The 17,640-nt window shown below is 55.9% G+C and carries 16 protein-coding genes; 8 read left to right on the top strand and 8 right to left on the bottom strand.

Annotated elements, in window-relative coordinates:
- Positions 1-74: 74 nt before the first annotated feature.
- Both MIH18_RS08795 and MIH18_RS08790 read right to left on the bottom strand, forming a co-directional pair.
- A complete protein-coding gene (locus tag MIH18_RS08795) occupies positions 75-980 on the bottom strand; it encodes a lysophospholipid acyltransferase family protein (protein ID WP_249014340.1) in 906 nt (301 codons plus the stop codon).
- Positions 977-2,398 (bottom strand): mannose-1-phosphate guanylyltransferase/mannose-6-phosphate isomerase, encoded by a 1,422-nt coding sequence (locus MIH18_RS08790; protein ID WP_249014339.1) that lies wholly within the window; start codon positions 2,396-2,398, stop codon positions 977-979. The genes MIH18_RS08795 and MIH18_RS08790 overlap by 4 nt, the downstream gene beginning before the upstream one ends.
- 95 nt (positions 2,399-2,493) lie before the next feature.
- Between MIH18_RS08790 and MIH18_RS08785 the strand changes: the two genes are divergently transcribed.
- Positions 2,494-3,348, top strand: coding sequence for a glycosyltransferase family 2 protein (locus MIH18_RS08785; RefSeq protein WP_249007622.1), 855 nt, complete (start codon positions 2,494-2,496; stop codon positions 3,346-3,348).
- 13 nt (positions 3,349-3,361) lie between these two features.
- Here MIH18_RS08785 and MIH18_RS08780 read toward each other — a convergent pair whose 3' ends face one another.
- From MIH18_RS08780 to lpxL, 4 genes are read right to left on the bottom strand one after another with little or no spacing between them, the layout of a single operon-like run.
- Entirely contained in the window at positions 3,362-4,396 is a 1,035-nt protein-coding gene (locus MIH18_RS08780) for a glycosyltransferase (protein ID WP_249007623.1), read from the bottom strand.
- Positions 4,397-4,398: 2 nt separating this feature from the next.
- Positions 4,399-5,526 (bottom strand): glycosyltransferase family 4 protein, encoded by a 1,128-nt coding sequence (locus tag MIH18_RS08775; protein ID WP_249007624.1) that lies wholly within the window; start codon positions 5,524-5,526, stop codon positions 4,399-4,401.
- Positions 5,527-5,528: 2 nt separating this feature from the next.
- Positions 5,529-6,473: a mitochondrial fission ELM1 family protein gene (locus MIH18_RS08770; protein WP_249014338.1), complete on the bottom strand. Its 945-nt coding sequence runs from the start codon at positions 6,471-6,473 to the stop codon at positions 5,529-5,531.
- On the bottom strand, positions 6,457-7,407 hold the full coding sequence (gene lpxL / locus MIH18_RS08765) for an LpxL/LpxP family Kdo(2)-lipid IV(A) lauroyl/palmitoleoyl acyltransferase (RefSeq protein ID WP_283164889.1): 951 nt from the start codon (positions 7,405-7,407) through the stop codon (positions 6,457-6,459). Before lpxL ends, MIH18_RS08770 begins: the two co-directional genes overlap by 17 nt.
- A gap of 144 nt (positions 7,408-7,551) precedes the next feature.
- Between lpxL and waaA the strand changes: the two genes are divergently transcribed.
- Positions 7,552-8,805 (top strand): lipid IV(A) 3-deoxy-D-manno-octulosonic acid transferase, encoded by a 1,254-nt coding sequence (gene waaA, locus MIH18_RS08760; RefSeq protein ID WP_249014336.1) that lies wholly within the window; start codon positions 7,552-7,554, stop codon positions 8,803-8,805.
- Positions 8,806-8,835: 30 nt separating this feature from the next.
- Here the strand turns inward: waaA and MIH18_RS08755 are convergent, their stop codons facing one another.
- Positions 8,836-10,221 (bottom strand): TolC family outer membrane protein, encoded by a 1,386-nt coding sequence (locus tag MIH18_RS08755; RefSeq protein WP_249014335.1) that lies wholly within the window; start codon positions 10,219-10,221, stop codon positions 8,836-8,838.
- Between the two features lie 223 nt (positions 10,222-10,444).
- On the opposite strand from MIH18_RS08755, the gene MIH18_RS08750 reads away from it, so the two are divergent.
- From MIH18_RS08750 to cpdA, 3 genes are all read left to right on the top strand, one after another.
- Complete coding sequence (locus tag MIH18_RS08750; RefSeq protein WP_249007629.1) at positions 10,445-11,065, top strand: NUDIX domain-containing protein; 621 nt, start codon at positions 10,445-10,447, stop codon at positions 11,063-11,065.
- Complete coding sequence (locus MIH18_RS08745; RefSeq protein WP_249007630.1) at positions 11,062-11,547, top strand: DUF1249 domain-containing protein; 486 nt, start codon at positions 11,062-11,064, stop codon at positions 11,545-11,547. The genes MIH18_RS08750 and MIH18_RS08745 overlap by 4 nt, the downstream gene beginning before the upstream one ends.
- Positions 11,548-11,706: 159 nt before the next feature.
- Positions 11,707-12,537 carry a 3',5'-cyclic-AMP phosphodiesterase gene (cpdA, locus tag MIH18_RS08740; protein WP_249014609.1) on the top strand — a complete coding sequence of 277 codons (831 nt, stop codon included), beginning with the start codon at positions 11,707-11,709 and terminating at the stop codon, positions 12,535-12,537.
- Positions 12,538-12,544: 7 nt separating this feature from the next.
- Here cpdA and metE read toward each other — a convergent pair whose 3' ends face one another.
- Entirely contained in the window at positions 12,545-14,866 is a 2,322-nt protein-coding gene (gene metE / locus MIH18_RS08735; protein ID WP_249014334.1) for a 5-methyltetrahydropteroyltriglutamate--homocysteine S-methyltransferase, read from the bottom strand.
- Between the two features lie 147 nt (positions 14,867-15,013).
- Between metE and MIH18_RS08730 the strand changes: the two genes are divergently transcribed.
- The 3 genes from MIH18_RS08730 (at position 15,014) to MIH18_RS08720 (ending at position 17,611) form a co-directional block, all read left to right on the top strand.
- Complete coding sequence (locus tag MIH18_RS08730; protein ID WP_249007633.1) at positions 15,014-15,934, top strand: LysR family transcriptional regulator; 921 nt, start codon at positions 15,014-15,016, stop codon at positions 15,932-15,934.
- Positions 15,935-16,015: 81 nt separating this feature from the next.
- Positions 16,016-16,405, top strand: coding sequence for a glycine cleavage system protein GcvH (gene gcvH / locus MIH18_RS08725; protein WP_249007634.1), 390 nt, complete (start codon positions 16,016-16,018; stop codon positions 16,403-16,405).
- A 9-nt stretch (positions 16,406-16,414) separates the two neighbouring features.
- The gene (locus MIH18_RS08720; RefSeq protein ID WP_249007635.1) at positions 16,415-17,611 is read left to right on the top strand and encodes a class I SAM-dependent rRNA methyltransferase; all 1,197 of its coding nucleotides are present in this window, start codon (positions 16,415-16,417) and stop codon (positions 17,609-17,611) included.
- Positions 17,612-17,640 lie beyond the last annotated feature (29 nt).

Here is a 17,640-nt window from a genome sequence, read left to right as displayed (position 1 = left end):
ATTTATCCGTGCAATATTTGGGATTGGCATAAGGCTTTGTGTGCGCGGCGATCAGCGTTTTCCGTTGGTCGTTTTCAGCACACCCTATCGGGATTATAAGGATTGATTTCCCCAGGCGGCCGATGTCTTAAGCGTTTGTATTCCCATTGATACTGCGCCGGTATTTTGCGGATGCAATGCTCTATGGACTGGTTCATTGCAGTGCTAGCCTGAACCAGATCTTTGCTATTCAGGTTCGGTTCGGCTTCGCGCACAACAAGGCGGAAGCCCTCAGCATTATTGAGCCGTTCGGTGTAAGTCATCAGCACCTTGGCGCCGGTGCGTTGCATCAGCTTGGCTACTAATGTCATGGTTTTCACCTCCATGCCGAAAAAAGGCGCAAAGGCGTTGCCTGCGCCGCGCGGCGATTGGTCAGGAAGTATGCCGGCAACGCCGCCTTCACGCAGAAGTGCAGCAAGCCTTGCCAGCCCGCGGCGGTCACCGCGGACCAGTTCCGACCCTAACCGGCCGCGTACCCTAATCATGTAGTCTTCAAGTTCGGGAACGTTTGGCGGGCTGTAAAGCGCGGCCATTTTGTAGCGTGAGGAAAAAAACAGTCCCGTCAATTCCCAGTTGCCAAGGTGAGGTGCTAGCAGAATCAATCCGCTGCCATCGGCCATGGCCTCGTCAAGCAGCTCCAGACCTTGGGTGTCTTTTACCAGGTCAAGGCATTTGTCGACCGGCCACTCCCACATTAACGGCACTTCAAACATGGTCATTCCGGTGTTGGCCAATGACGCCTTTGAGAGGTCTGCGCGCTCTGCCGGTGTTAATTCAGGTAGGCAGATCGACAAATTGGTCGCGGTGACGTCACGGGGCTGTGTCGGCCATTTCCACAACAGCCATCCCACCATGCGCCCAAGGCGCTGGGCAGTGGCAAGTGACAGTGAACCCGCAATTCGCAGCAGTCCCGCGATAAGAAAATATTTTAGTTTATTCATTTGCGCCCGTATCGGTCTTCGTATCTGACAATGTCGTCTTCCCCGAGATAGGAGCCAGATTGCACTTCAATGAGTTCCAGATTTATCACGCCGGGGTTTTCCAGAGAGTGCACCTGTCCCACAGGGATGTAGGTAGACTGGTTTTCGGTCACCAGATAGGTTTTCTCGCCATTGGTGACTTTGGCGGTGCCGCTGACCACAATCCAGTGTTCCGCGCGATGGTGATGCATCTGCACCGACAGCTTGGCCCCAGGCTTCACGGTAATCCGTTTAACCTGATAGCGTTCGCCGCTGTCGATGGAGTCGTACACGCCCCAGGGCCGATAAACTTCCCGATGGTTCAGGTGCTCGTGGCGTCCGTCTGCTTGCAGCTGCGCCACCAGTTTTTTTACATCCTGCACTTTGTCTTTGTGTGCCACCAGCACCGCGTCTTTGGTTTCTATGATCACCAGATCGTCAACGCCAAGTGTCGCCAGTAAGCGGCTGTCGGCGCGCACCAGGGTATTATTGGTGTCCAGAGTCATCACGTCGCCACTGGTACTGTTACCGTGGGAATCCTTCGGACTGACTTCCCACAACGCAGACCAGGAGCCGATATCACTCCAGCCAGCGTCCAGTGCGACAACTGCCGCAGCGTCGGTTTTTTCCATTACCGCGTAGTCTACCGATTCATTTGCGCATTCCGCGAAACGGGCTTCGTCGATACGGGTAAAGTCAAAATCCTGGCTAACGTTTTCCATGGCTGCCTCGCAGGCGGCCAGAATATCCGGGCGATGTTTGCCCAGCTCTTCCAGATAACGGCCGGCGCGAAACATAAACATGCCGCTGTTCCACAAGTAGTTGCCGGATTCCAGATAGGTTTTGGCGGTTTCTACATCGGGCTTTTCAACAAAGGCTTTGACAGTGTGGCCGTGCTCGTTAATGGCCTCGCCGTGGCAGATATAACCGTAGCCGGTTTCCGGATGTGTTGGCGTAATACCAAACGTAACCAGTTTGTTGGCTTGTGCCAGGGTGCTGGCCTGTTGAACACACCTTTGAAAGGCCGGTACATTCTGAATAAGATGGTCTGCGGCAAGAACCAGCATTACCGGGTCTTCTTCGCCTTGCTGGCGGGCCTTTTGCAATTGCAGTGCGGCGAGCGCGATGGCCGGCGCTGTGTTACGGCCGCAGGGCTCGAGTATAATATGAGCACCCTGAAAGCCCGCCTGGCGCATTTGCTCAGCGGCAATGAAACGGTGCTCTTCGTTACAGATGATCAGCGGAGGCTGCACCGGCAGGCCATTGAGCCTGGCGACGGTGGATTGCAGCATGGACCACTTCGGGTCTGTCAGTTTCAGAAACTGTTTGGGATTCAACTGGCGCGAAAGTGGCCAAAGTCGTGAACCAGTGCCACCGGCCATAATTACCGGATAAATCATGAGCCTACTCCGGGCTTGATTGAGCGCAAAAGCGCCGTGATGAACTAAAGTGCTGATCCGCCTAATGTTACCACAGAGAGGTGATTATATTGCTTTTGCCCGAGTCACAATTAAAGCCCCAGCAGGAATTCGCCGGCAAGCTTCCGGTTTCTGTGTATTACATCACCCAAAATGAAGAAACGCGCCTGCCCGAATCGCTGGCAAAGGTAACAGGCTGGGCGGATGAAATTATTGTGGTCGATTCCGGCAGCACCGATAAAACACAAGCCATTGTGGAAAGCGCTGGTGCGCGTTTTGTGCACAACCACTGGCAGGGCTTTGCCTCACAAAAAGCGTTTGCGGCCAGTCTGTGTCGCAATGACTGGGTGTTGGACCTAGACGCAGACGAAGTGCTGTCTGATGCCTTGGTCGACAATATTAAGGAGCGTTTTTCCGCGCCGATTGAGGATGATATAGCGGGATTTCGGATGCGTTGGGTGTTGTCTCAGCCTTATCCGGAACATCCTTTTCGTTATGATCGTCCCAAGAAGATTCTGCGCCTTTACCGCCGTTCAAAAGCCGCGATCAAGCCGGAAAAAGACAGCAACAACGATCGTCCACAAGTTCGCGAAGGGCGCGTTGAGTATATTAGAGGGGATGTACTACACCGGACGCTCATCACGCTTGGGCAGATGGAAGAAAAGTATCGTCAGCTATCGTCAGAGCAGGCGAGGTTTCTGGCAGCGAAAGGTCGCCGTATTTCTTCGTTGAGACTGTTTGGAGAATTCCCGCTGAAATTTCTGAAGTACTATTTGCTACGCCGTCAGTTCATGAACGGCTGGTTCGGCCTCAGTTTGTCTATCATCGCGGCAAATCGAAATTTTATGCGATTGGCAAAAGCGAAAGAACTTCAGGTATTGGCGCAGATTGAGCGCAGAAAAAGCGCAGAAGCCGGTGCCAACAAAGAATAAGGGCAGGGCCACTTTAAGATCGCACGAGGGCCTTATGATAAACCGCTACAGTGCTGTTGATCATGGCCTCTATCGTCAATTCTTTGTAAGCGCGTTTCCGAGAACAGGCCTGGTCGTGGTGAACGGTGGGTAGGTCACTATTCAACAGCTTGGCGAAACCATCGGAGCTGTTGCCGCGGTAAATATGGTGTTCCGGCAGAAACTCATTGGCAATAGGCACGTTGGTCGAAATGACCGGTTTTGATGCCAGCATGGCCTCGGCGAACACATAGGAAAATCCCTCCCGCTGTGACGAGATGACCACGCCATCGGAGGCGGCCATTAACGCTGGAATGTCATCGCGATGGCCGAGCAGGGTAACCCTGTGTTGCAGTTCGTTATCGAGAATTTTCTGTTGTAACAGCGTTTTGTCAGGGCCATCGCCGGCAATATACAGGCAACCTTTCACGCTTTTGAAGCTGTCGATCAGGAAGTCGAAACCTTTCACGCTTACTAGGCGCCCAACGGCAAGCCATACCGGTTTTGGCGCGGATGTTATCAGCGTTTCTGAAGGGGTTGCCTCGCCGTATTCGGCTGGCAGACCGTTGTACACAACCTGAACCTTGGCGCACGGTAAGTGCTCAGCAAGCGCGTTGCTGACGGCAATCACCGCGGTGAAGCGGTGCAAGGCAGGGTAGCGGGATTTGAAACCGTGAAAGCTGGCCACCAGGGCTGGCGCAAGTGAGTGCGAAAAACGCGCTAGTGTTGCTATTAGCGCAGCGGCTTTGGTGCCCTGAGCATGTACCACGTCGTACTTCCCGTCGCGAATGTGCTTATAAAGCCTCGCTAATAACAGAGGGTTGTAGCGTGACTGTTTTGGGTTCAGCGCAATGCGCCCAATTCCTTGATCGAGTACATGCTGGTGCGCAGTGGCGCAGATGACGGTCACGCGGTGGCCGGCTTTTGCCAGGCCGTTCGCCAACTCACGGGTGTGTTTCTCCAATCCGCCAACACCGGGGTTTGCCGATACCATTACCAACAGAGTTTTCAAAGTGTTCGAATCGGCCATCGCTATCGCTCCCGTGCCGCCAGAACGCGTTCATAGACGCCCAGGGTCGTGTCTGTTTGCGCCTGTAGTTTGAAGCGGTAGGGGATTTCGATGGTGTGTTGGTCGTGGCTGAGCAAGTGCTGAGCTGTTTTTGCAAAGCCGGACACATCGTCTGGTGTGACCAGTCCTTCGCGAAAGCAAGCTTGCAGGGTTTCGGCGGCACCGCCGCGGTTAAACGCAGCAACCGGCGTACCGGATGCCAGGGCCTCAGTGACAGTGCGACCAAAGGGTTCGGGTTTGGTGGACAGGTGACACACCAGGTCGGCTAGCTGGTACAGCTCTGCCATATCGCTGCGCTGGCCCAGAAAACTGACGTGCTGCTGCAGGCCTAGTTGGTCGCGGCGCTGGGTCAGCTCTGCCATAAAGTGTTCTTTGCCGGGTTCGGCCCCGCCCACCACAATACCGTGGTAAGGCCGTTCGTTTGCTCCAACAGGGGTGTTATGAACCAGCTCAGCCATCACCTCCAAAAACTGTAGCTGTCCCTTCCAGCGGGTAATTCGCCCGGGCATCATCAGAATGCGCTTATCACGCAGTTGGGGATAGCTTAGCAATAAATCCTGGCGCCACTGCTCAGATGGCGGGCGCTTGCGGAAGTAGTTCACGTCAACACCGCGCTGAATCACGGTAATCTTTTGCTCCGGTACAGAAAACTTGTTGATCACGTAGTCTTTTACACAGTTCGACACCGCAATAATATGATCCGCTTTGGTCATTACCGCGCTGTAGGGGCTTACCGAATACATACCGTGGAAGCTACTGACAATGGCCGGTCTCTGTTGTTTATTAAGGGTTTTGAGGGCTAGGTGGATAATCCAGGCGGGCATGCGTGACCGCACATGTACAATGTCTGGTTGCACCTCTTTCAGCAGCCGCGCCATTGGCAGTATCTGGCCAAATGAGGCCAGTGATTTGCGGTGTATAGGCATGGTGATGTGGGTGCTGCCCTCTTGCTCCAGCATTTCCGCCAGTGGCCCACCGCTAGACACAACATAGGAACAATGGCCCAGATGCGCTAGCTGTCTGGCGAATTCGACGGTGCCCCGCTCTACACCACCACTGTGCAGCGCTGGCAGCGCCTGAAGAATTTTCATCGTTAAAGTCCAGTTGATAAAAAGTGTTTCATAACCCAGCGTGCCGCAGCGTCTGCTTGCCAGAATAGAATACGTGATCCGGGGCTAGCGGTCATAACCTTGTAGTGATCATCCCAGGTGGCCACCAAATGTTGATCTTGCATTGCGGCCAGGCCCAACGCAACGCGGCTGCGGCGCTTGGCCGGCAATTGGAACACCCCGGTGGGTACGCCAGACGTTGCCGCTTCGCACACCATTGAACTGCTATCTGGGGTCACCCAGGCGCAGCGACTATGCGCTAAGGCGTTGCTCAACCAGTGTTCACCGGTGTCCTGCGGTGTTATCACCTGAATGCGGTTGGTTTCCAGCGCAGCCAGGGCTTGCTGACAGCTGGCGGGCGTGCGTCGGGAACTGCTGATAACCCAGCTCCATTTTGGGTACTTGTGTAGCAGCTCGTGAATCTGGGCCATTATCGCGTCATCGCTCCAGAAAAAATGCGCTGATGGACCGCCTACTAATATCAATCCACGGGGCTGCGTGCACATTTCTTTTATTGGGGTGATGGCATTGATGGCGCCCTGGCTCAGAAACAGGTTCGGGCCGGGTTTCACGCTGTCGTGTTGGGGGATAATGGCGCCGTCTACCCAGCGCAGGGGGAAGCCCGGCTTCATCAGCACCAATGTGCGCGCGCCTTTGAGCTTGCGCATGGCCAGCAGCATTTTGTGGGTTCCGGAGCCGGCAGCAATAATCAGGTCTGGTTGCGGCAGGGCAGGCATCAGAACAGGTGGCCGTCCCAGCAGTACTCGCCATAGTGGCGTCTTGACGGTGCTCACGTCTACCCAGTGCAGCGAGGCGCCAGCCAGCACCCGCAGGCGGTTGCCCAGGCCTTTGAGTTGGTTGCGGTGGCCCGGTTTGTTGTCGGTTAGCAGCCAGATAACCGGACAGGATGTGTTAGCGTTTGCGGCCATAGAAGCCTGGGTCATCTGGATCGGGTCGGGTTTTGAAACGACGGTGCATCCATAGGTACTGGTCCGGTGAACGTTTTATTTCCTGCTCTATGGTCTGGTTGATCGCGGTTGCGTCAACAAGGTCGTCGCCACTTGGAAAGTTCTCCAGAGCCGGGTGAAAGTAAATGTCGTAGCCCGGTTTGCCGCTGCGGCGAAAGTGGCTAAATGGTACCACCTTGCAGCCACTGCGTTCGGCAATGCGGGAGGTGGCGGTAATGGTGCCGGTTGGTATCCCGAAAAAAGGCGCAAACACGATGTCTTTGCGGCCGTAATCCTGGTCGGTAGCGTACCAAACGGCGTGGTTCTGTTTCAGACTGCGAAACAGTCCGCGCAAGTCGCGCGCGCCATGCACCATGCCGTAGCGGCGCTCGCGGGCCCGAGTCATTATCGCGTTCACCAACGGGTTGTTATGGTCCCGCTGCATGACGCTTGATTCTATAAAATGGGTGGCAAGGCTGCCCCCCATTTCCAGGGTACTGTAGTGCCCGCCGACCAACAGCACGCCTTTGCCACTTTCCAGCGCGCGTTCGAAGTGCTCCAGCCCATGTAAGGTGGTAATGGCTTTGAGTTTGGCGGTATCGCAAAACCAACACACACCAATTTCCATCAAGCCAATGCCATTGGCGATAAAAGATTTTTTGACCAATTCGCGTTGCTGCTGCTCAGTGAGTTGCGGAAAACACAGGCGAATGTTGGTTTCGGTAATGCGCCGCCGGCTGCTACTTAGGCGTAAAACCAGACGACCCAGGCCGGAGCCGAGCCACCACTGCGCGCGTAAGGGTAGCTGTGCGACCAGCCACATAAAAGACATGACAGCCCAAGTAGGCCACCAGCGTGGGTGACGATACGCGCTCAAATCAGTATTTCGCGGTTGTTTACGGTATTTCTTCTTCACTAAGGTCAAACTCGCAAGTCTTTGAAGTTTTGGGTAAGCCAGAGCACCGGCAAGCCCGGTCGCTAGCAATAGCGGGTGCCGCTGTTAAAGGCAAATCGCTGGTGTTTGGTCTATGATAGCGCACTGCCTTATTCGGAGCCCGCTGTGCTGCAATTTATCTATTCCCAACTGATCCGCCTGCTGCTGCCTTACATTTTTCTGCGCCTGTGGTGGGGCGGTCGCCATTCTCCGCGCTTGCGCCGTAACTGGGCTCAGCGTCTTGGCTTTGCGCCGGAGGTCAGCTCACCTGTTATCTGGGTACACGCGGTGTCGGTAGGGGAGACGATTGCCGCGGCACCCATGGTACGGCGACTTTTGGAGCGTAATCCGGATGTTACCATTTTGATGACGGCGATGACCGACACCGGGCTAGCCCAGGCTCAGAAGATGTTTGGCAATAAGGTGCAATACGCTTACGTGCCTTACGATACACCAGGCGCGGTAAAGCGTTTTCTGGCGCGGGTTCAGCCGAGTATTCTGGTTATCATGGAAACGGAGATCTGGCCTAATCTAATCAGCCAAAGCCGTAAAGCGCGCGTGCCTGTGTTTTTGATCAACGCGCGCCTGTCGGAGCGTTCGGCGCGGGGTTATGAGCGCGTTCGAAGTTTGGCGAGACCCGTCATGCAGAGTATTAGCTGGGTGGCGGCACAAGCTGAGCAAGATGCAGCGCGGTTTCGTCGAATTGGCGTGGCGGCTGACAAGATTGCCGTTACTGGCAGTGTGAAGTTTGACGTGGATATTGAACCGCGGGTGCGTGAGCAGGCTCAGCAGTTGAAGGCGCAGTTTGGCGGTCGCCCTGTCTGGATCGCCGGTAGCACCCACGATGGTGAAAGTAGGCAGCTGCTTAAAGCCCACCGAAAACTACTGGCGGCTGTACCCGATGCCCTGATGATTATTGTGCCGCGCCACCCCGAGCGTTTCGAACTGGTTGCCAGCGCTGTTACAAAGGCAGGTCTCAGCCTCGCTCGTCGATCGTTGAACGATAGCCCCGCTGCTGCTCAGGTGTATTTAGGCGATACCATGGGCGAATTGATGATGCTGTATGGCGCCAGTGATCTTGCTTTTATTGGCGGCTCGTTGATTGAGCGCGGCGGCCACAATCCTTTGGAACCGGCGGCCTGGGGGATAGGGGTGATCTCTGGCCCCCACGTATTCAACTTCGAGTCGATTTATAAGTGCCTGCAGGAGCACGACGGAGTAACCATCGTAGAGTCTGCTGGGGAGTTGTTAGTGTGTTTGACTCGGCTCTTAAATAATCAACAGGCGTTGCACGAAAGCGGTCAGCGCGCTTTGGCAGTAGTAGAAAGTAACCGAGGCGCGTTGGACCGCGTGGTGGCAGGCATCAGCCAGCGGGTTTAGGCCCGCCGGCTGAAAAATGCGGTTACCGGCTTACTGGCTCATTGTTTGGCTATTTAACGTTGTGTCGTCGTTGGCCAGGGCTTCGATGCCCGGCGCGTTTGCGCTCAGCCAATTGTTCAGCTCTACCAAGTCCTGCGGGCTTAGGGTGCCAGCCGACTGTTTAAGCCGCAACGAGTTCACCACGTAGTCGTAGCGGGCGTTGGCGAAGTCTCGCAGCGCTACATAGTAAGCGCGCTCGGCGTCCAGCACTTCTACAATGTTACGTGTGCCTACGTCATAACCGGCACGGGTGGCGTCCAGCGCGCTGCGCCGCGATATAATAGTCTGATCCAGCGCCGCTGCGGTTTGAATGTTGTTATTGATGGTCAAAAAGCGACTGCGGGTGTTCACGCGAACGTCACGGCGCACCGTGTTCAGCGACTCTTCGGCCACCGTCAGCAACGAACGCTGCTGGCGCACACCGGCTTGAATGCCACCGCCGGAGTAAAGTGGAACGTTTAGCTGGAAGCCAATAACGCCCTGGGTGGTGGTGCCGTTGCGCTGCTGGGTTAACGGGCCGCTGCTATCAAGGCCGCCGATTTTGGACGTGCCGTAAGACGCCTGAAAATCCACCGTTGGATAATGCCCGGCCTTGGCCGCTTTCAGAGTTTCTTCGCTGGCTTTCAGGTCAAAAATGGCCGCCTGAATGGTCCAGTTCTGCTCCAGCGCGGTGGTTTCCCACAAATCCGGATTCATCGGCTCGGGCGGGTTCAGGGGAAAGTTCTGGCGCAGATTTTCAAGCTGCTCTGTGTATTCGCCGGTTAAACGAGCCAGCTGCTCGCGGGCGATGTTAAGACTGTTTTCCGCAGCAATTCTCTGGCTGCGGCTGTCATCAAACGTGGCGCGGGCTTCAAGCACTTCGGTAATCGCAATCAAACCCACATCGAAGCGTTCCTGGGCCTGGTCGTATTGGCGCTGTATAGCGGTTTCGGTGGCTCGCAGGGTGGTCACTGTGTCTTGCGCCCGCAGTACGTCAAAATAGGCTGAGGCCACATCCAGAATCAGCTGCTGTTGGGCAAGATGGTACTGGGCGCGAGCCGAGTCGGTCTGGAATTTGCTGGCATCGTAGTTGAACCAGGCATCTGCGCGAAACACTGGCTGGGTCAACTGCAGGCCAAGGCCCAGGGTTGTGTAATCCACATTCTGTGACGGGCCGTCGCTATCCGTATAATTAGCATCGGCGGAGGCGCCAAGCTGCGGCAGCAATTTGCTGCGGCTGATATCGCTGGCTGCCTGCCGGGCTTCAAAACTGGCGCGGGCAGACGCAATTCCGGAGTCGTAGGAAAGTGCTTTTTCGTAGGTTTCAATCAGGTTCATGGCAAGCACGGGCGTAGCCGCAAAAAGGCCGATAAGCCCGGATAGCAATTGTTTCTTCATTCTGTCTCCTGAGAACCTGTGCGCTTGGGCGAGTGCCCGCTTGATGGCAAGCAAATCTGTACCACCTATTATGGCCAATTATCGCCGGCAGCTCTACCATTGTAGAATACATGTATTTTAAAATTGTACTCAAACTCAATACTCGCCCTAAACCTACGCATAACTTGCAATCAGCGCTGGCCAGCGATTATCTTTCATAATTGTTTTTAGCTTAGGGCAACCCATGACCAAACCGTTCCAGTTTCAAGCCAACAACGTCAGCGTCGAAAAGCGTGAAACCGTGTTTCAGGGTTTTTTCCGCATGGACAAACTGTGGCTAAGCCACCCGCGTTTTGACGGCCGCACCATGCCCACTTTCACCCGCGAGCTGTTTGTCCGCGGCGACGCCACCTGCGTGCTGCCTTATGATCCGCAGCGCGATCAAGTCGTATTACTGGAGCAGTTTCGCCTGGGGGCGATCGGGCGCAACCAGTCGCCCTGGCTGCTGGAGCTGGTGGCGGGCATGAACGAAGAGGGCGAAAACCCGGAAGACGTGGCCCACCGCGAAGCCGACGAAGAAGCCGGGCTGAGTTTTAAGCGTCTGGACCCTATTTGCAGTTACTTGGTGTCGCCCGGAGGCACCACCGAAATGATTTACCTGTATTATGGTGAAATCAGCAGTGCTAACGCCGGCGGTCTGTTTGGCCTTGAACACGAACACGAGGACATTCGCGCGCACGTGCTGGCTGCTGAAGACGCCATAGCGATGATCAAGGACGGTCGTATCAACAACGCCGCCGCCATTATTGCTTTGCAATGGCTGGAGCTGAATCGCCCGCGCCTGCGGGAAGGTATGAATCGATGAATCAGTGGACCATGAAACCCAAACGCTATGTGCCAGACCTGCGGCAGTTGGGCGCTTTGGGTGATGGTAATTATCAAAGGCTGCGTAAGCTGCGCCAGTTGGAAGCCAACGGTCAGCCCGTTGCAGAGTTCGAGCTTCACCGAGAACACCAGTATTTAGGCCGGGTGCGTATCGAAATTCTGCAAACCGCGCGCTTTACCGAAACCCTGCTACTTGAGCAGGTGCACAACGCCGGGCGCTGGCTGAACAATCCGCAAATGACCGTGCGGGTTTATCATGATGCCAGTATGGCGGAAGTGATCAGCTGTTACCGTGATCGCCAAATTGCGCCGGTGAACGATTACCCTAATCGCTATATGCACCATCCCGATGAAAAAATGCAGGTGAACAGTTTTTTGACTGACTGGCTGGATTACTGCCTGCGTTTTGGCCACCTGCCAATGGAGCATGCGGTCTGGACATCGGGTGACTGCCAGAATTAATTCCGCCCAACCGTTTTGATAACCTGCTGAACCGCACAAAAACACGGCCTGAATTGGCCAGAATGTGACTTCTTTAGCATTCAGCAAAGGGTCCGTAAGCTCCGGGGAGCGTAAACTGGAAGTCACCCTTAACGCCATGTTTGCCGGATCTGCCCCATGATGCCTCAATCCCTGTTGCAAGAGTTGCAAGAGTTGCAAGAGCTGCGACCGCTTAGAGTTCTGCAGCTGACAGACCCCCACCTGAGTGCCGACCGCGATGCCAGGTTGCTTGGCATTAACACTCGCGACAGCTTGGCGGCGGTGATTGATGATGTGCTGAAACACGGCGGTCAGCCGGATTTGGTGCTGGCCACCGGTGATTTGGCACAGGATGGCAGCGTTGATGCCTACGAGGCGCTGGCGCGGGCGTTGGCGAGATTCGATTGCGACAGCCTGTGGATTCCGGGTAACCACGACAATACCGAGCGGCTGTGGCCGGTTGCCCGCCGCTATCGTGCCGAGCGCAAATACCTGAAGCAGGGCGGCTGGCAGATTCTGATGCTGGACTCATCGGTACCGCACAAGGTGCACGGCGAGTTAACCCAGCGAGAGTTGGAATGGCTAGACGCAACCCTGGAAGCCAACCCCCGGTTGCCCGCGCTCATAGCTCTGCATCATCACCCGGTGGATATAACCGCCAACTGGATGGCAGACATTGGCCTGCACAATCGTGACGCTTTCTGGGCAATTATTAATCGCCACCCACAGGTTAGGGTTGTTACCTGGGGCCATATTCATCAGGAAGTGGACCGGCAGGAAAACAGCGTGCGCCTGTTGGGCACGCCCTCAACCTGTATTCAGTTTACCGCCGGCGCCCGTGAGTTCTCGGTTGAAGAGCGGGCACCCGGGTACCGTTGGTTCGAGCTGGGCAGCGCCGGTGGTTTCACTACGAAGGTGCACCGGGCGCTGGATTTCAAGGTAGTGCTGGATCGCGAAAGCGGGGGTTACTAAGCGCTGCTCAAGCGGCTTGCTCTGCCAGTTTCTGGCGCAGCTCTTTGGCAGCGCTCACCATGGCCCGCAGCGCTGGCTGCACTTCCTCCCAACGGCGGGTTTTCAGGCCGCAATCCGGGTTTACCCACAACCGCTGCGCCGGAATCCGTTCTGCTGCCTTGTTCATCAAGCCGATAATCTGATCGACCTGCGGAATGTTCGGGGAGTGAATGTCGTAAACACCGGGGCCAATGTCGTTAGGGTAGTCAAAGTTCTTGAAGGCGTTCAGCAGTTCCATGTCGGAACGCGACGTTTCAATGGTAATCACGTCGGCATCCATGCGGGCGATGGCAGCGATAATGTCGTTGAACTCCGAATAGCACATGTGGGTGTGAATCTGGGTTTGATCACTCACGCCATTGGCGGTTATACGGAAAGCGTCTACCGCCCACTGAAGATAGCTGTCCCAATCGGTCTGGCGTAATGGCAGACCTTCGCGCAGCGCCGCTTCGTCAATCTGGATGATTTTTACGCCAGCTGCCTCCAAATCCTGCACTTCCTCGCGAATAGCCAGCGCCAACTGCAAACAGGTGTCACGGCGGGGTTGATCGTCGCGCACAAAGGACCAATTCAGAATGGTGACCGGGCCAGTCAGCATGCCTTTAAGCGGTTTGCTGGTGAGCGACTGAGCGTAGTTTATCCAGTCCACCGTCATCGCTTTTGGCCGCGAGATATCACCGAATAGAATCGGTGGCTTCACACAGCGGGAGCCGTAAGACTGCACCCAGCCAAAGCGACTGAACACATAGCCGTCTAGCTGTTCGCCGAAATACTCCACCATGTCGTTACGTTCGGCTTCACCGTGCACCAGTACATCCAGTCCCAATTCTTCCTGCTGGCGGACACAGTGGGCGATTTCCTCGCGAATGCGCTCTTGGTAAGCGGCGGCATCCAGCTCACCCTTGCGAAATTGCAGTCGGGTTTGGCGAATCTCAGCGGTTTGCGGAAAAGATCCGATGGTGGTGGTTGGAAAGGCCGGCAGATTCAAGTGCTGCTGTTGCAGAGCAATGCGTTTGCCAAACAGGCTCTTACGCTGGCCCAGTTCGGGCGTGATCGCCGCCACCGATGCGGCTACTTTTGGATTGTGCACCCGCGGTGAATGGCGACGGCTGGCCAGCGCTTGCGCGTTGGCGGTAAGTTCTGCGGCAACAGTGTTGCGGCCGTGAGTTAAGGCGCGGGCCAGCAGGTTCAGTTCTTCCAGTTTCTGTTGGGCGAAGGCCAGCCAGTTGCTTACCTCGGCATCCAGCTCGGTTTCCTGGGTCAGATCCACCGGCACGTGCAGCAGTGAACAAGACGGCGCGAGCCATAGCCGATCACCCAGTTTCTGCTGTATTGGCTCCAGCCAGTCCAGCGTTGCCGTCAGGTCGGTTTTCCAGATGTTGCGACCGCTGATGATTCCTAACGACAACACTTTGTGGCTTGGCAACCAGTCAACCAAGCGTTGAACTTCCGCCGGTGCGCTAACGGCGTCCAGATGCAGGCCCGCCACTGGCAGCTCGCAGGCCAGCTGAAGGTTCTCGCGCAGCTCGCCAAAATAGGTGGTCAACAGCAGCTTTACCGGTGCGGATTTGAACTGGTGGTAGGCCAGCGTAATGGCATGGCGCCAGTCGCTGTTCAGTTCGGTGACCAGCGCCGGCTCATCAATCTGTACCCAGCTGGCGCCATTGTCCGCCAGGGTTTGTAGCAGTTGGCCGTACACTGGCAGCAGTTTGTCCAGCAGGGCCAGGCGGTCGCTGTCGTCTTTGCTTTTGCCAAGCAACAGATACGATACCGGGCCAAGAATCACCGGTTTTGCGGCGACGCCTTGCGCGCGGGCTTCAGCCAGTTGGGCAACCAGGCGATTGGCGTTCAGACTGAACTCGGTGCCGGCATGAAACTCCGGCACGATGTAGTGGTAGTTGGTGTCGAACCACTTGGTCATTTCGCCTGCGTGGCACTCGTTCATCTCAACCGCACGGGCGGGACTACAGGCACTGTCGCTGGCGGAGCGGCCGCGGGCCACGCGGAAATAACGGTCCAGCTCGGTGCCGTCGGTGGCGCTGGCGCGCTCTGGCAGGTTGCCCAGGGTAGAGCTCATGTCCAACACTTGGTCGTATAGAGAAAAGTCCCCCACCGGCACCCAGTCCAGCCCCTGCGCCTGTTGCTGCTGCCAGTGTTTGGCGCGTAAGGTGGCTGCGGTAGACTGCAGTTCGTCAGCGTTAATTCTGCCCTGCCAGAAAGCTTCCTGAGCGAATTTTAGTTCGCGCTGAGCGCCAATGCGAGGAAATCCCAGGTTGTGGGTAATGGCCATGTTCATCTCCGGAATAAAGCGTGTGTTTTGATTGCTATTGGTTATGAGTAACCACATTACCCCCGAGTATTTATGAAAAATAATGGTATTATTTCACATATCCATGAATTCTATTCACGTTAGGCTGAGCTATGAGTAGGCATATCTGTGATTGAACGTAACCATCTGGAAGTTCTGCGGGCCGTAAACGCGGGCGGCTCCTTGACCGCTGCTGCCGAACGCCTGCACCTGACCCAGTCGGCGCTGAGCCATTCCATCCGTAAACTGGAGCAGCAGCTCGGCACGCCTTTATGGTCGCGCGAAGGCCGGCAACTGCAGCTGACCCAGGCGGGCAAATACCTTCTTGCTCTGGCGAACCGTTTGCTGCCGCAATTCGAGCATGCAGAACTGCAAATCGACCAGTTCGCCCGTGGCCAGGCGGGCACTCTGCGCATTGGTATGGAATGCCACCCCTGTTATCAGTGGCTGTTAAAAGTGGTGGGGCCGTATCTTGGGCACTGGCCCACGGTAGACGTAGACGTAAAACAGAAATTCCAGTTTGGGGGTATAGGCGCGCTGTTTGGCCATGATATTGACCTGCTGGTAACGCCAGACCCGTTGCATCGGCCAGGCCTTGTGTTTGAACCGGTGTTTGATTACGAGCAAGTGCTGGTGGTGCACAATGGCCATCGATTGGCACACAACGATTGGATCAGCGCGCAGGATCTGGAGCCAGAAATTCTGATTACCTACCCGGTGGCGGTGGAACGTCTGGACGTATACACACATCTCTTACTTCCGGCCAATATTCGCCCGTCGCGGCACAAAACCATCGAAACCACCGACATTATGTTGCAGATGGTCGCTGCCGGCCGCGGTGTAGCGGCTCTGCCACGTTGGCTAGTGCAGGAATACCAGCAGCGTATGGCCATTGTGCCAGTGCAGCTGGGCGAAACGGGCATTGGTAAACAGATCTTTCTGGGCTGTCGCGAGCGCGACCGCAATGTGGATTACCTCAGCGCGTTTATGAAGCTGGCCACAGAGGTTCGCCGAGACGACATCGCGCTAAACGCTGGATTGACGAATTAGCCAGACGAGACGTCGGTTATTCAGCTAAAATGCGGCCAATCTGGTACTACAAACCCATTTTAATCTATCAGGATTCGACCGATGAGCGATGTTCCTTCTGATTTGAAATACCTTGAAACCCACCAGTGGGTGCGGGTAGATGAAAACGGCCTGGCCACCGTGGGTATTACCGATTTTGCCCAACAGCAGTTGGGTGATGTGGTCTATATTGGCGTTCCGGAGCTGGGCGCCACGGTGACCGGCGGCGAAGAAGCCGGCGTGGCGGAGTCGGTCAAATCTGCCTCAGACGTATTCAGCCCGGTGACCGGCGAAGTGGTCGAAATTAACGAGCTGTTAGAAGATGAGCCGGAAAAAGTGAACGAAGACCCTTACGGCGAAGGCTGGCTGTTTCGGGTGAAGATGACCGACGACGGCGAACTTGATGGCCTGATGGATGCAGACACTTACAGCGACCTGGTCGCAGCGGAGTAACAATCCTTTATGAATTTCCCGGTGTTATACCTCCGCAAAGGCGCCGAGCGCCGTCTGCGGGCAGGCCACTTGTGGGTCTACAGTAATGAAGTGGATATGAAACGCTCGCCGCTGACCGGCTTCGAAGCCGGTATTCAGGCAGAGCTGCGCGCATCGAACGACAAGCCACTGGGCACCGTGTTTGTGAATCCCCATGCGCTGATTTGTGGCCGGCTGATTAGCCGTGACCCAACCCATGGCATGACCCCACAACGGCTTACCCAGCGCATGGAAGTGGCGCTGGAACTGCGCCAGCGGCTGTTTAACAAACCGTTTTACCGCTGGGTGTTTGGTGACAGCGATGGTCTGTCCGGGCTGGTGATTGACCGCTTCGGGGACACCGTGGTGGTGCAAATTTCCAGCGCCGGCATGGAACAGATGAAGGAAGCCATTGTACGGGCAATACAAAGGCTGACCCAGGCCAGCTCTATTGTGCTGAAAAACGACGGTAAAATGCGCAAAGTGGAAGGTCTGGAAAGCTATGTGGAGCAGGCCCACGGCAGCGCTCCTGACATGCTTGAGCTGGAAGAAAACGGCGTCAAGTTTGAAGTGCCGCTGGCGGGTGGGCAGAAAACCGGCTGGTTTTACGACCACCGCATGAACCGTGCGCGTTTGCAGGCCTACGCGCCGGGCAAGCGGGTGCTGGATGTATTCAGTTACGTGGGTGGTTGGGGCATACAGGCCGCCAGTGCCGGCGCCACCAGCGTGACCTGCATAGACAGCTCGGCGTCAGCCATTGAGTCGGTGCACCACAACGCTCGCCTGAACGGACTGACGAACGTTGACACCATTGAAGGCGACGCCTTTGACGCGTTAAAAGCATTGGCGGATGAAAAACAGAAGTTCGACATTGTGGTGCTAGACCCGCCTGCACTGATACCCCGCCGCCGCGACCAGAAGGCCGGTGAGCAAGCCTATGCACGCTTGAATCAGCTGGGTTTGCGCCTGCTGGAGCGGGATGGCTTACTGGTATCGGCGTCTTGCTCTATGCACTTGTCCCAGGAAAAGCTGGTAGACATCATCCGCGGCAGCGGCCGTAAAATTGACCGCTTTGTGCAGCTGCTGGAGCAGGGTCATCAGGCGCCAGACCACCCGGTTATTCCGGGCATTGCGGAAACTGATTACATCAAATCCTGCTTTGTGCGTTCGCTGACCGGGTTTTTATAAACTCGGCTATCCAGCGCCTGAAAAGTCGC

The organism is Marinobacter sp. M3C, from assembly GCF_023311895.1.
Classification (GTDB): domain Bacteria; phylum Pseudomonadota; class Gammaproteobacteria; order Pseudomonadales; family Oleiphilaceae; genus Marinobacter.
The sequence above is the reverse complement of the archived record's forward strand: the minus strand, read 5'-3'. Positions and strand labels throughout refer to the sequence as shown.